Consider the following 14,028-nt stretch of genomic DNA (forward strand, 5'->3'; position numbering starts at 1 on the left):
ACACAGATGATTGCTTCATATTTTTAAAGAACGTTGCGATGATTAAGCGCTTTGCTTTATCTCGCCAGGGCTACGCATGTTACGCTTTCCTATTTTTTTGTCAACATTTAAAGTTAAAAGTTTTTAAATTTAAGTTTTACTTGACGCCAACTCGTTTCAATTTGCTTTTCAGCGTGTTGCTCCGTGTCAGTGGGGTCGCATTATAGGGGGATGCAGAAAAAGCGCAAGCGTTTATTTGAAGAAAAGTGATAAAAACAGCGCGTTCGAGCAATTTTCACTCGAAGCGCCTATTGTTAGAACAAAACACAGTTAATATGTCTATTAAACGTACGAACCTAACCACATACAAAGGTAATTCGATTAGTTCTACCTTTACTCATCTATTTGGAATATACGTTTACTACAAATAGAAGTATAAGAGCCACTACTAATAGCGTAATAACCAGTACCCTAACAAGTAACCTAAGCAGGGTATTTCAATTCCCCTACTACGCTTTAACTACTTTATTTAATCGCTGGGGGATGGGAGGTTCGCCTATGACATATTCTGCGCTCAAACAAAGGGTGTACAATCTGCTTGAACTTACGACGCTCTTTGAATTTCCGCTCTTCAAGTAATGCTTCAAGTTGCTCTATAAAAATAATCGGTTTCATAAGCGCACCCTACAAAGTTCTGTAGAGATAAAAATAGCTCAGCTAACAATTTTTGCAATATACACAACAAACTTTTCATCTTTCAAACAACAAAACATTGCAATATATAAGCTTAGATAGATAGCTAATCCTAATAACTGCACTTAAAGAATCTGTTCGTAAATCATACAATACAGCAGAGCGGTTGTTTTTTGATCATTTATTTTACATTTTGTTTCCATCTTTATATACATATAAGGAATACGTCAGAGAAAATAAGATAAGGATACAACATGAAATCAATACTATACCTTTCATTACTCGCATTGCCCGTGACCAGTTTTGTTCAAGCTCAAGGACAACACCACTCAATTGAAGCGCTTAGTTCAGACCAGACCACGTTAGTTAAAGCTACCATTAACGCAGTCATAGCAATTGATGAGAATGAATTTGTGTTTAATAACACATTACAAAACGAAGATTGGGATGCTTTTTTTTATCGTAATGCACCCCACCTACTAGAATTTAGAGAAACCATACTCCACTGGGCTGGGCACTCCAGTATTAACCCTAAACTTTTACTGGCATTAATGGAGTTACAAAGCAACGTATTAAGTGAACCTACGAAGTTAAATATAGTGTCGCCTTTTGGTACTTTAAGTGACAAGCAAGGATTTGCTGAGCAAGTCCAAGATTTGGCAATCATACTGAATCAACGTTTTTATCAATTTGCACAAAAAATAGAGGAAAAAACGCTACAAGGTCCCATTAACGCAGCCACAACGAGTTTGATCAGCGTATTCATAAACACACAATCCGAACCAAATGATACTTTACATCAATTAATTGATATATATGACACTCTCAGTAATACCTCTCTATTACTTTCAAAAAACCAGACAGCAATAAGCACTGAGCAACCAAGCAATAACTTTTACATGAGCTTTCCATGGCCATCGGGCTACGCATGGTATAGTGGCGGTGCTCATTCAAATACAGGTTCGGGATACCCATACTCATCATTAGACTTTAACAATGGTTCTGGTGGCTGGGGAAGTAATACGCCCTGGGTACAGGCTGCACACGGTGGGACCGTTACCCGATACTCTTCATGTAATATTCGCGTCACCCACGCTAGTGGTTACGCGACACAATATTATCATATGAGTAATTTACGCTATCAAACAGGGGATGTAATTAATTCTGGTGCGTGGCTAGGTCGTTATACTAATAGTAAAAGCCAAGCCCTTTGCCAAGGCGGTCAATCCAGTGGACCCCATGTCCATTTTTCTTTGCTTAATAATGGCCGTTTCACGTCACTACATAATTGGTATATCAGTAACTATAGAATAGATGTTGGTAATAGTAATTACGATGATAACTGCCGGAATTTTTATTTTGAAAGAAATGGCTACAGAACGTGTGCCTGGAGAGCGTTATATAAGTAGTATGTTATTTTTTGTAACTAGGGCTGAACTCTCTCAGCCCTTACTGTATAGCACAGCTTAATTTAAAGCGCGCTCAACTTGATCAAAGTGCGCGATCACTTCAACAATTTCTAGTTCAGCATCTTGATATGCGCTTTCAGATTTAAAGCCTTGCTTAGCAATTGCTTGTACTGTTGCTGGGTGCACTAATAAATCTTTAGCATGGTAGCACACCGGATCATCAAACTTTGGTAACTTACCATCAGCGTGATAACCGGTTTCAATTTCTTCCAGAGGTAAAGTAGGGATAAGATCTGCTGCTGCATCAAGCGCCCCTAAATACGTTTGGCATTGAGGGTACTTAACAGTAAACTCTGATAACAGCTTACGCGATGTTTTAACTAAATTTGCAGAGCTTTTCTCTAACTCTTCAGCTGGGTTTTGAGTACGAATATCTGCCAATAAAGATTTAGCCTGACTCTTATATGCCTGAAGCGTAGTTTCAGCCTTTTCAACAGGTGCTGATTGTACCTGTGCTACTTCTTCCTTTTCTGAACATGCAGTCAAACTGGCTGCAGCTAGCAAAATTACCAACTGTTTATACATAAGAACCTCAAAGTATGATTGAAAACGATTCTCATTATACTCGAGTGTCATTTTAATGAAACAAAAAAAGCCACACTGAGTGTGGCTTTTTCAATATAGCAATATTAACTATTATGGCATAGCGTCTAAATCAGCACCTTCTTTCTCGACTTCCACAGGAATAAGGTCTTCTTTACTTACTCCCATAGCAACCGCAACAGAACTGGCGACATAAACTGAAGAGTATGTACCAATGAACACACCGAATAACAACGCCGTCGCAAAACCATGAATTGTTTGACCGCCCCACACAAATAAAGCAACAAGTACAAGGATGGTTGTAATTGACGTCACCAATGTACGGTTAAGTGTTTGCGTTAATGAAATATTTATAATTTCAATGGTGTCATCAATGCGTACTTTACGGAAGTTCTCTCGAATACGATCAGATACAACAATCGTGTCATTCAAGGAGTACCCTATTACTGCGAGTATTGCCGCTAAAATTGTTAGATCAAACTCTAAACCGAGCAAAGAGAACAATCCCATGGTCAAAATCACATCATGAAATAAGGCTGCAACTGCACCAATCGCAAAACGCCATTCAAAACGAAAAGCAACATACAATAGAATACAGATCAACGCAGTCAGCATAGCCAAACCACCTTGCTCTTTAAGGTCTTCGCCTACACTCGGGCCAACGAATTCAATACGGCGCATTTCTACACTGCTATCGGCGGCTTTTAAAGCTGCAATAAGTTGATTACCAATTTCTTCAGCTTTCACATCATCACCACGAGGGGCTAAGCGAACAAGCACCTCTTGACTGGTACCAAACAGTTGTACCGATGCATCTGCAAAGCCATTCTCAGCTAATACTGAGCGAATTTTTTTCAGATCAGCTGGCTGTGAAAAACCAACTTCAACCGCAGTTCCACCCGTAAAGTCCAAACCGAAGTTTAGCCCGCGTATTGTCATAGACGCAATTGACGCAATGATCAGCAACGCCGAAAATGCCATCGTTAGTTTGCGCGCTGACATAAAACGGATAGTATCTTTCAATTTTAATAACTGCATAATGTTCTCCTAAATTGAAAGCTTATCGATACGTTTACCACCGATGAAGAAGTTAATCACCGCACGTGTGCCAACAATGGCTGTAAACATAGATGTAATAATACCAATCGCTAATGTCACCGCAAAACCTGCAATAGGACCGGTGCCCACAGAGAACAAAATAACAGCTGCGATTAAGGTGGTGATGTTTGCATCAAAAATGGTACTGAATGCACTGTCATAGCCTTGATGTACAGCTTGCTGAGGACTACGCCCATCAGCTAACTCTTCACGTATACGTTCAAATATTAATACGTTCGCATCTACCGCCATACCGACCGTTAATACAATACCGGCAATACCCGGTAAAGTCAGTGTAGCGCCAGGTATCATCGACATAACGCCAATGATTAACACTAAGTTTGCAGCCAACGCTAAATTCGCTACCAAACCAAAGCCTTTGTAGTAAGCCAGCATAAATGCCAATACAAATGCAAAACCGAGCACAACCGCAGTCATACCCGCTTCAATGTTTTCTTGTCCGAGGCTTGGGCCAACTGTACGCTCTTCAACAATTTGAATCGGCGCAACCAAAGCACCTGCACGTAATAGCAAACTTAAGTTATGTGCTTCCGCTGGGCTGTCGATCCCCGTAATACGAAATGAGTTATTTAAACGAGATTGAATCGTTGCAACGTTAATAACTTCTTCCACTTTAATCGGTGGCAATGCTTTACCATTTTCATCTTTTTTGCCAGATGGCTTATATTCAATAAAAACCGTTGCCATACGTTTGCCCACTGCGCGTTTGGTAAATGCACTCATTTTTGCACCACCTTTACTATCAAGGCTAATGCTTACTTGAGGACGCTGATATTCATCAACACCAGATTGTGCACCTGTAATATGTGTACCACCCAAGATCACACGCTTTTTCATCACCACTGGGTAGCCATCTTTGTGGTTTATCACTTCAGTACCTGGCGGTACTCTACCTTGAGCAGCTGAACGAACATCCGCATTTTCGTCTACTTCACGAAATTCAAGTGTTGCGGTAGCACCTAAAATTTCTTTGGCACGCGCGGTATCTTGAACACCTGGTAGCTGCACAATAATACGCTCTGCGCCTTGACGCTGTACATTGGGCTCTGCAACACCTAATTGGTTGATACGGTTACGAATGATAGTTTCGTTTTGTTTGATAGCATATTCACGAATTTCTTTAAATTTTTGTGGTGAAAGGCTAGCAAAGAACGCTAAACCATTACTACTATCATTAATAAATGTATAAAGTGGGTAACGTGTCTTAAAAAAGCGTTCAGCGGCATCTCTGTCAGCATCATTACGCATAACAACTTGAATTCGCTCACTTCCGGCAACTCGACGAATACTGCGGTAACGTAACTTTTCACCGCGTAAGTCACTCTTAAAATCTTGTTCCATGGTTTCTAATGCATTATCTAATGCCGTTACCATGTCAACTTCCATTGTAAAGTGAACACCACCACTTAAATCCAATCCTAACTTCATTGGATTACCGCCTAAGCTTTTTAACCACTCAGGCTGTGCCGGGCTCATATTAATCGCAGAGATATAATCTTCGCTTAATGTATCACGCAAAATATCTTGTGCTTTTAACTGCTCTTCAACATTTTTAAAACGTACTAATACTTGATCATTTTCTAAAACTGTTGATTTAACAGTAATATTATTGCTTTTTAGTGTTCTATTTACCTGATCAAGTACGCTTAAGTCAGCACTGGCACCTTTGGTACCAGAGATCTGTATAGCCGGATCTCGGCCATACAGATTCGGTGAGGCATATAAAATACCTACCGCTAACACAGCGAGCACAAGTAAGTATTTCCACATTGGATACTTGTTTAACACTGGATTATCCCTTTTTATTGTTATGTGTTATAGCGACTTCATCGTACCTTTTGGCAATACGGCTGAAATTGCTGATTTTTGAACGGTTACTTCGGCTTGATCGTTTAAAGCAACAACAACAAAGTCTTTGTCATCAGAGACTTTAGAAATTTTGCCCACTAAACCACCTTGCGTTAACACTTCATCCCCTTTACCTAAAGCACCCATTAAACTTTTATGCTCTTTAACACGCTTAGCTTGAGGACGATAAATTAAGAAATAAAACACGAGGCCAAATACAGCCAACATGATCAACATTTCCATACCACCGCCTGCAGGCGCAGCACCTGCAGTGCTTGCATGCGCGCTTGACATAAATAAACTCATAATACTTCCTCTTTAATTTTAAAACTTTCTATTTAATTTGTTGCGGTATTAGCTTGTTGTATCAGCCAATGGCGGTACGGGTAAATCACGGCGCGCATAAAAATCAGCGACAAACTCATCTAATTTACCTTCGCCGATTGCGTTACGTAGCCCTTCCATCACACGCTGATAATAACGCAAGTTATGGATCGTATTTAGACGCGCACCTAAAATCTCATTACATTTATCTAAATGATGCAAATACGCACGAGAGTAGCCTGTACACGTATGGCAATCACACTCTGGGTCTAGTGGACCTGTATCAGTTTTATGTACTGCATTGCGAATTTTAACCACGCCACCGGTAATAAACAAATGCCCATTTCGTGCATTTCGTGTTGGCATTACGCAGTCGAACATATCAATACCACGGCGAACCGCTTCAACTAAATCTTCTGGTTTACCGACGCCCATTAAGTATCTTGGTTTGTCTTCAGGCATTTTATACGCACAATGGTCTAAAATGCGGATCATATCTTCTTTTGGCTCACCAACTGATAAACCACCTAACGCATAGCCATCAAAACCAATTTCTTCTAACCCTTTTTGCGACACAGCGCGTAGTTCTGGGTACATACCACCTTGGATAATACCAAATAATGCAGATGGGTTATCACCGTGCCCTTCTTTAGAGCGTTTCGCCCAACGAAGCGATAACTCCATAGAATCACGCGCTTCTTTTTCAGTCGCAGGGTATGGCGTACACTCATCAAAAATCATAACAATGTCAGAGCCTAAATCACACTGCACTTGCATGGCTTTTTCAGGAGACAACATGATTTTTTCACCGTTTACAGGTGATTGAAACAACACGCCTTCTTCAGAGATTTTGCGCATTGCACCTAAACTAAATACTTGGAAACCGCCTGAATCAGTTAAAATTGGTTTATCCCAATTCATAAAGTCATGCAAATCACCATGCTGTTTGATGATTTCAGTACCAGGGCGAAGCATCAAGTGAAAGGTATTACCTAAACAAATTTCTGCCCCAGTGCCCTTTAATTCATCTGGAGTCATACCTTTTACAGTACCGTACGTGCCTACTGGCATAAATGCAGGAGTTTCTACAACACCACGGTCAAAAATCAAGCGTCCACGACGCGCTTTGCCGTCTGTACGATCTAATTCAAATTTCATCATTACCTCAAAGTCGGAAAAACAGTCCAACATAAACTGTTATTAACATGACACAGTTAATAATCAGGTTAAAAAATCTGCTCAATTCTACCTTGTTTGCCAGTGCAATTCTAATTATTGGGCCGAAAATTGGCTTTTAAAGCGAGCAGAGGAAGAAAACTGAAGGGTTTATGAATAAGCCCAGCGTGTTCTGGGCTCAAAGTAGTACTACTTTTGGCTTTGTTTTGTTAAAAACATCGCATCACCATAGCTAAAAAAGCGATACTGCTCTTCTACTGCAGTATGATAAGCATTCATAATATGATCTTGCCCAGAAAAGGCACTCACTAGCATGATCAATGTCGACTCAGGTAAATGAAAGTTTGTTACCATCGCATCGACAACTTGAAACTCATAACCCGGGTAGATAAAAATATCCGTATCACCGTAAAATGCTTTTAAGTCCTCAGGGCTCGCTTTGGCAGCTGACTCTAACGACCGAACCGATGTTGTGCCAACAGCTACGATTCTACCGCCTTTAGCTTTCGTACGAGCAATCGCATCAACGACCTCTGCAGGGACTTCTATATATTCCGAGTGCATCACGTGATCATCAATTTCATCAACACGTACTGGCTGAAAAGTCCCCGCACCTACATGCAAGGTAATAAAAGCGGTTTCAATCCCTTTACTCTGAATTTGTGCTAATAGTGCTTCATCAAAATGCAATCCAGCTGTTGGTGCAGCAACCGCCCCCGGCTTTTCGTTATAAACCGTTTGATAACGCTCTTTATCTTCTTCTTCGTCAGGCCTATTTATGTATGGCGGTAATGGCATATGACCAATGTCATCAAGAATGCTCAAGACGGTCTGCTCACCTGCAAACTTTAATTCAAATAGCTCACCATGACGCGCAACCATTGTTGCACTGGCTTTACCTTCCAAAATAAGCTCAGCCCCTGGCTTTGGTGATTTACTGGCACGTACATGTGCCAGTACACTGTGTTCATCTAATACGCGCTCAACCAATACTTCCACTTTACCGCCCGACGCTTTTTGGCCAAACATCCGAGCTGGGATCACTTTGGTGTTGTTAAATACCATCAAGTCATTTGGCTCTAACATATCAATAATATCTGTAAAAGTTTTATGGCCCAGCTGACCACTATCCCCGTCTAAGGTCAGTAAGCGACTACTTGTACGCTCTTTTTTTGGGTGACGAGCAATTAATTCATCGGGTAATTCAAAGCTAAAATCAGCAACGCGCATAACAACTTCTCTAAATATCTAAATTGGCGCCAAGTCTAGAGATCATAAAAGCCTAAATCAAGTGCTTGTAACCTTGCAAAAATAGCATTAACCTAGCCTGATTGCTGGCTGCTGATAAAAAAGCGCAATGCACCAAGGGAATTGGGTCTGCGAGTTATACTAGATAGCCAATTAGAAACAATTACTTGTGACATTATTATTACTCGGGGTACAAATTGTTACTAAAGACCGACATGGGATTAAAGCTGTAACCATGGCAAGACAACTTAAATTGTTAATCGTCAATGCGAGCAATGAAGAACGCAGTGCTATAAAGCAAACTTTGGCTAATTTAGACGTATTCAACTTTATTGAACGTTCCGATAGTCAAGAGGCCCTGCAAGTTCTAAAACAACATGCTGTGGACTTGATCATAACTGGCTTAGATGTCGGTAAAATAGATGGCTGGCGCTTTGCAAGAATGGTACGTTCAGGGTTACTGAAAACCCCAAAAAATACCCCGATTGTTCTGATCCCCCCTATTTATTGTGAACGTATCGCTGAGACTACGGCACGCAGTTACAGCATAGATGCAGTGCTGCCTTTTGAACGACAAGAGATGCTGCCACAAGTGCTCGCTAATGTACTGTCTACGCACCTAGAAAAAAGTAGTCGCTTAGATTTATTATTACTTGAAACAGACAGCCAGCGCGCGAATGAAATTTGCCAGCATTTAGCACTAAACTTTGCATGTACGCATGTCACCACTGCCAACGCTGCACTTTCGCAATTTTTACAACATCAATACGCCATTGTATTGCTAGATGCCACAGCCACACGTGCAGAAGCAGCCAAAGAGCTGGTCGATAGTATTTTAGATCATAACCCCAACCAAGCAATTGTCACCATTATTGATAATAAAGACGCTGATTACGCTGAGCAATTGCTGCTGTTAGGGGTTACTGACTTTGTTCGTGCGCCTTACGATATATCAATGCTCGGAAAAGTATGTGACCATGCAGCTCGGCGCGAAGATTTTATGGTAAGTTATGCTGAATTTGCTGAAAAAGTGTCATTATTAAGCCGCAGTGAACACCGTTACAAAGAGCTTTTTTCAGCGCACCAACGTATTTTATTAAATCTCAATACCGTTGTAATCGAGTTGGATACGCAAGGCCAAATCCGCTTCATCAACCCGGCTTGGGAATCGTTAACGGGTTTTGGTATTAAAGCCAGCCTGGGTAAAAGCCTCAGCGGTTATTTTGATACTCAGTGCCGTATTTCATTACAAACAACGCTCGATGATATTTTAGCCGGCAAGCAGCAACATGCCAAACTCGAATTAAAGCTTGCTCATCAACAAAACCATAACATCTGGACTGAATGCCGTTTTCAGATGATCAAAAATAGTACCAATACCGCTACGATTACGGCCACGGTGGATAATATACATGAGCGAAAACAAGCTGAGCTACAATTACGTCACCTTGCATTACATGATACCTTAACTGGGCTGCATAACCGCTATTACTTTGATCAACAACTGCAAGCGCTATGCAGTAAAGTTCAGCCTAACTCATCTACCGAACATGCTTTACTGTATATAGACTTAGATCACTTTAAAATTATCAACGACAGTAAAGGGCATCAACAAGGCGATATTGTGCTCAAAGAAGTATCTCAGCTTTTTGGCCATAACATTGATGATGAACATTTGATCTTTCGGATCGGTGGAGATGAATTCGCCGTGATTTTAAAAGACGTAAATTTGCTGGATGCCCACCTTGTTGCAGAAAGTATTTGTGTTGCTATAGAAAACCATACCTTTCACTCAGAAGAGCATAGTTACTCGATTAGCTGCTCCATTGGCTTAACTCAAATAACTGGTGAGAACCATGACGCCAATGAGTGCCTTAAACAGGCTGATATTGCGCTATACATTGCCAAAAGTTTAGGCCGTAATTTAGTCCATTGCTATAACAAAGAAGATGCGCAAAATAATACACTACAAACCGGACTTGAATGGGGCCATAGTGTCAGACAAGCATTGCAAAATAACCATATTGAACTGCACTACCAAGCCATTTGGGATTTTAAAAAAGACACCGTTGCTTATTATGAAACCTTATTACGCTTAAAGATAAATGATGAATTAGTGTACCCAAATCATTTTATTCCCGCTTTAGAATTACTCAATGATACTTTCTTAATGGATAAATGTGTGATCCAACATGCCATTCAAGATGTTGCACAGCACCCAGAACTAAACCAGGTTGCCATTAACTTATCAGCACACTCTTTTTTAGATGAACGTCTTTTACCACATATTCAAGCCTGTTTAATCGAACATCAAGTGCCAGCTGAGCACATCATTTTTGAGATCACTGAGTCTGCTAGTATTAACAATTTAAGCGCAACTCAATCCATGATCGCAAAATTAAATCAACTTGGCTGCCATTTTTCTATTGATGATTTTGGTACGGGATTCAGTACGTTTAGTTACTTAAAACAGCTTCCAGCACAGCACGTTAAGATCGATGGCTCTTTTGTAAGAGATATGCTCAATGATCCCATTGACCTTGCATTAGTGAAAGCTGTGCACGATATAAGCCACTCTTTAGACAAACGTTCAGTAGCGGAGTATGTTGAAAATGTTGATATTTTCAATGCACTAAAAGAGATTGGCGTAGATTATGGGCAAGGTTTTTTTATAGCGAAGCCAATGCCTATCGCGCTCTTAAAAAAGAATTTAATAACTATTTTAGCCAGTAAAACAAACTGATGAAAAATAATTGCCCCTGCATACTTTTGCTTGTCAAAAAATCACCTATAATTACCTAAAGTGAAGATGTCCACCTAAGCTGTTGATTTATTCTTTTCTAGTGGACATTCAATGGATTGAGTTACATCACGTTATAGATGTTGAGGAGTACTACTATGCTACTGTTGATTTCGTTCTTACTAGCGGTCCACTTTGCTATTGCACAGCAATGCTACCGATTATCGCTAAATAAAGGTTATCCGAGTAAGCTTTTTACTATCTTGGGTCTAATACCTTATTTTAATTTAGTCGTGTGGGTCTATTTGTTATTTTTACCAGACTTAAATAACGCACATAAATTTGAGCACCCTCTTTAATGCAAAGCAACAATATAGATGGCTTCATTTTACAATGGGTGCATTACGCACCCATATTTTTAGTTACCAAGCGTTACTGACATTGCTCACTTACAAAAACACCCACTTTTTCACTAAATAACCTAAAGTCCCTGATCCGCCCTGTTGTTTTACGCCACAAAAGTCCTATTTCACGATAAGCATCTGCTTGAGACGCTTTGGTCGTCATGCTTTTGCCATCTAAAATCCCTGCATTAATGGCCATTTTTGGTAAAAAAGTGACCCCATTTTGATACTCAACCATGCTGAGTAACGTATGCAAGTTCGCAGCTTCAAACGGGTTAATACACGCACTACGGTTTAAGTGACACGCACTTAATGCATGACCCGTCATACAGTGCTCCTTTTCAAGGAGAAAAACACTCTGCTCTGGGAGCAAATTAAAATCTTCGACTCCCTCAGCTACAGTGTAATCTGTGTGATGTACTAACGAAAAATGATCCTGAGCCAACACCTGTGTATGGAACTTTTCAGTGCTATACGGCAAAGCTAACATCGCCATATCAATGTGCCCATGCTCTAGCTTATCAAGTAACCTATCGCTGGTATCTTCAACTAAAACCAATTGAAGATGAGGAAAGTGCTGCTTACAAAATTGATACAACGGCGCAGCGATAAAGCTGGCAATAGTTGGTATTACGCCAAGGGTCAACTTACCCGATAGGGGGTGTTTATAGCTCTTGGTAAGCTCTTTCACGCTCATTGTGTCGGCGATAATTTTTTTCGCTCGCACAACAACCTCTTCTCCAATGTCAGTGAACATCAGACTGCGATTTTCTCGCTCGATAAGCTGGCACCCGAGGGTTTCTTCTAACGTTTGAATTGCACTGCTTAAAGTCGATTGTCCAATAAAGCAGGCTTCTGCGGCCCTACCAAAATGTTGATGTTGATGTACTGCAATTAAATATTGAAGCTGTTTAATACTGGGTAAGTTATTCACTATATAAAACTTCGCTGTAAGCTTGGGATATCAATGTGTTCAGTATAACCTTGATATATTATGAGGAAAACTATTTGCTGATACCAATTAAACTAGTCCCATAGCGCTTAAGAGACATACGACTTGTTTTTAAAGAAGAGTAAAACTAGGGAGGTGATTGGTGAAATTTAGTGAATGTTATGTAATGTATATTCGCCAAAAATAAAAAGACCCCAATACCTAGGGTATTGAGATCTTTTCAAGCTAAAAGTCTGTTTGATTAATTACACGCCAAATGCGGTTCTTAATACATAGAATATAACAATAGCAAGGGCTGCGCCAACTGGCAATGTGATCACCCAAGAAACTACAATGTTTCTTATCACACCCATGTTTAATGCGGCAATACCACGTGCCATACCAACACCCAACACCGCACCAACTAATGTTTGTGTAGTAGAGATTGGTAAACCAGTACCTGATGCGATAACTACTGTAGAAGCAGCAGCAAGCTCAGCAGCAAAACCACGGCTAGGTGTTAAGTGTGTGATACCTTCACCAATGGTTTTGATCACTTTCTTACCTAAAATAGCAAGACCCGCAACAATACCAAAACCACCAAGTGGTAATATCCACCACGCGATCGCTGCTTTCTTAGCGATTTCGCCATTATTTTCAACAATATTTACTACCGCAGCAAGTGGACCAATTGCATTTGCAACATCATTTGAACCGTGTGCGAATGCCATACAACATGCTGTTAATACCATTAAGATAGCAAATACTTTCTCAACATTATTGAACTGCATTTGCTTATCAGCTTGCGGGTCCATCTTCATACGGTCAATCACAAACTTACCGATCACACCAATGATAACCGCAAAGCCAATCGCTAACGCATAGCCTTCAACTGTCCCAAAGTTAATACCAATGTGCTTCAAGCCTTTTTTAATGGTCACTAGGGACATTACAAAGCCTGCTAGACCCATATAAATAGGCACATAACGCTTCGCATTCTTCAATGGCTGATCAGTATCAAAAATAAGTTTTTGCGCACTCATGAAGATGAGGTAGGCGATAAAGCCTGATATAGCAGGGGTAACAATCCAGCTACCGACAATACCAGCTACTTTGCCCCACTGGATTGCTTCGCTACCAACAGCAACTAAAGCAAAACCAATGATGGCACCAATGATTGAGTGCGTTGTAGAGACCGGCCAACCTAACATTGACGCTAACAGTAACCAAGTACCCGCAGCAAATAGCGCTGAGATCATACCTAATACCATTAGTTCAGGAATATCTGCAAATGGGGTTGCGTCAATGATCCCTTTACGAATTGTTGACGTTACTTCTCCGCCGGCAAGATATGCGCCGGCAAATTCGAAGATCATAGCAATAATAATTGCTTGTTTAATAGTTAGTGCTTTAGAACCAACTGATGTACCCATCGCATTGGCAACGTCGTTCGCACCAATACCATAAGCCATGAAAAAACCCACTGCGGCTGCTAAAAGCACCAGCATGGTCCCGTAGGATTCAATGATATCCATTGTAAAACCTTACTTTTTT

The 14,028-nt window shown here is 40.5% G+C and carries 12 protein-coding genes; 3 read left to right on the forward strand and 9 right to left on the reverse strand.

The window, feature by feature from the left end:
- Nucleotides 1-504: 504 nt before the first annotated feature.
- Nucleotides 505-654 (reverse strand): hypothetical protein, encoded by a 150-nt coding sequence (locus PCIT_RS14530; RefSeq protein ID WP_169727613.1) that lies wholly within the window; start codon nucleotides 652-654, stop codon nucleotides 505-507.
- A gap of 272 nt (nucleotides 655-926) precedes the next feature.
- On the opposite strand from PCIT_RS14530, the gene PCIT_RS14535 reads away from it, so the two are divergent.
- The gene (locus tag PCIT_RS14535) at nucleotides 927-2,081 is read left to right on the forward strand and encodes a M23 family metallopeptidase (RefSeq protein WP_010364025.1); all 1,155 of its coding nucleotides are present in this window, start codon (nucleotides 927-929) and stop codon (nucleotides 2,079-2,081) included.
- A 57-nt stretch (nucleotides 2,082-2,138) separates the two neighbouring features.
- Here PCIT_RS14535 and PCIT_RS14540 read toward each other — a convergent pair whose 3' ends face one another.
- From PCIT_RS14540 to queA, 6 genes are all read right to left on the reverse strand, one after another.
- Nucleotides 2,139-2,666, reverse strand: a complete 528-nt coding sequence (locus tag PCIT_RS14540; protein WP_010364026.1) for a hypothetical protein — start codon at nucleotides 2,664-2,666, stop codon at nucleotides 2,139-2,141.
- Nucleotides 2,667-2,777: 111 nt separating this feature from the next.
- Nucleotides 2,778-3,722 carry a protein translocase subunit SecF gene (secF, locus tag PCIT_RS14545; RefSeq protein WP_010364027.1) on the reverse strand — a complete coding sequence of 315 codons (945 nt, stop codon included), beginning with the start codon at nucleotides 3,720-3,722 and terminating at the stop codon, nucleotides 2,778-2,780.
- A 9-nt stretch (nucleotides 3,723-3,731) separates the two neighbouring features.
- On the reverse strand, nucleotides 3,732-5,591 hold the full coding sequence (gene secD / locus PCIT_RS14550; protein ID WP_010364030.1) for a protein translocase subunit SecD: 1,860 nt from the start codon (nucleotides 5,589-5,591) through the stop codon (nucleotides 3,732-3,734).
- A 27-nt stretch (nucleotides 5,592-5,618) separates the two neighbouring features.
- The gene (gene yajC / locus PCIT_RS14555; RefSeq protein WP_010364031.1) at nucleotides 5,619-5,957 is read right to left on the reverse strand and encodes a preprotein translocase subunit YajC; all 339 of its coding nucleotides are present in this window, start codon (nucleotides 5,955-5,957) and stop codon (nucleotides 5,619-5,621) included.
- A 48-nt stretch (nucleotides 5,958-6,005) separates the two neighbouring features.
- On the reverse strand, nucleotides 6,006-7,133 hold the full coding sequence (tgt, locus tag PCIT_RS14560) for a tRNA guanosine(34) transglycosylase Tgt (RefSeq protein ID WP_010364033.1): 1,128 nt from the start codon (nucleotides 7,131-7,133) through the stop codon (nucleotides 6,006-6,008).
- A gap of 207 nt (nucleotides 7,134-7,340) precedes the next feature.
- A complete protein-coding gene (gene queA, locus PCIT_RS14565; protein ID WP_010364035.1) occupies nucleotides 7,341-8,381 on the reverse strand; it encodes a tRNA preQ1(34) S-adenosylmethionine ribosyltransferase-isomerase QueA in 1,041 nt (346 codons plus the stop codon).
- A gap of 253 nt (nucleotides 8,382-8,634) precedes the next feature.
- On the opposite strand from queA, the gene PCIT_RS14570 reads away from it, so the two are divergent.
- Nucleotides 8,635-11,142 (forward strand): two-component system response regulator, encoded by a 2,508-nt coding sequence (locus PCIT_RS14570; RefSeq protein ID WP_040697268.1) that lies wholly within the window; start codon nucleotides 8,635-8,637, stop codon nucleotides 11,140-11,142.
- A 155-nt stretch (nucleotides 11,143-11,297) separates the two neighbouring features.
- Nucleotides 11,298-11,498, forward strand: coding sequence for a hypothetical protein (locus PCIT_RS14575; protein ID WP_010364040.1), 201 nt, complete (start codon nucleotides 11,298-11,300; stop codon nucleotides 11,496-11,498).
- A 73-nt stretch (nucleotides 11,499-11,571) separates the two neighbouring features.
- Here the strand turns inward: PCIT_RS14575 and PCIT_RS14580 are convergent, their stop codons facing one another.
- Nucleotides 11,572-12,477 carry a hydrogen peroxide-inducible genes activator gene (locus PCIT_RS14580; RefSeq protein ID WP_010364042.1) on the reverse strand — a complete coding sequence of 302 codons (906 nt, stop codon included), beginning with the start codon at nucleotides 12,475-12,477 and terminating at the stop codon, nucleotides 11,572-11,574.
- A 263-nt stretch (nucleotides 12,478-12,740) separates the two neighbouring features.
- Nucleotides 12,741-14,009, reverse strand: a complete 1,269-nt coding sequence (locus PCIT_RS14585; protein ID WP_010364043.1) for an inorganic phosphate transporter — start codon at nucleotides 14,007-14,009, stop codon at nucleotides 12,741-12,743.
- Between the last annotated feature and the right edge of the window lie 19 nt (nucleotides 14,010-14,028).

Source organism: Pseudoalteromonas citrea (assembly GCF_000238375.3).
Classification (GTDB): Bacteria; Pseudomonadota; Gammaproteobacteria; order Enterobacterales; family Alteromonadaceae; genus Pseudoalteromonas; species Pseudoalteromonas citrea.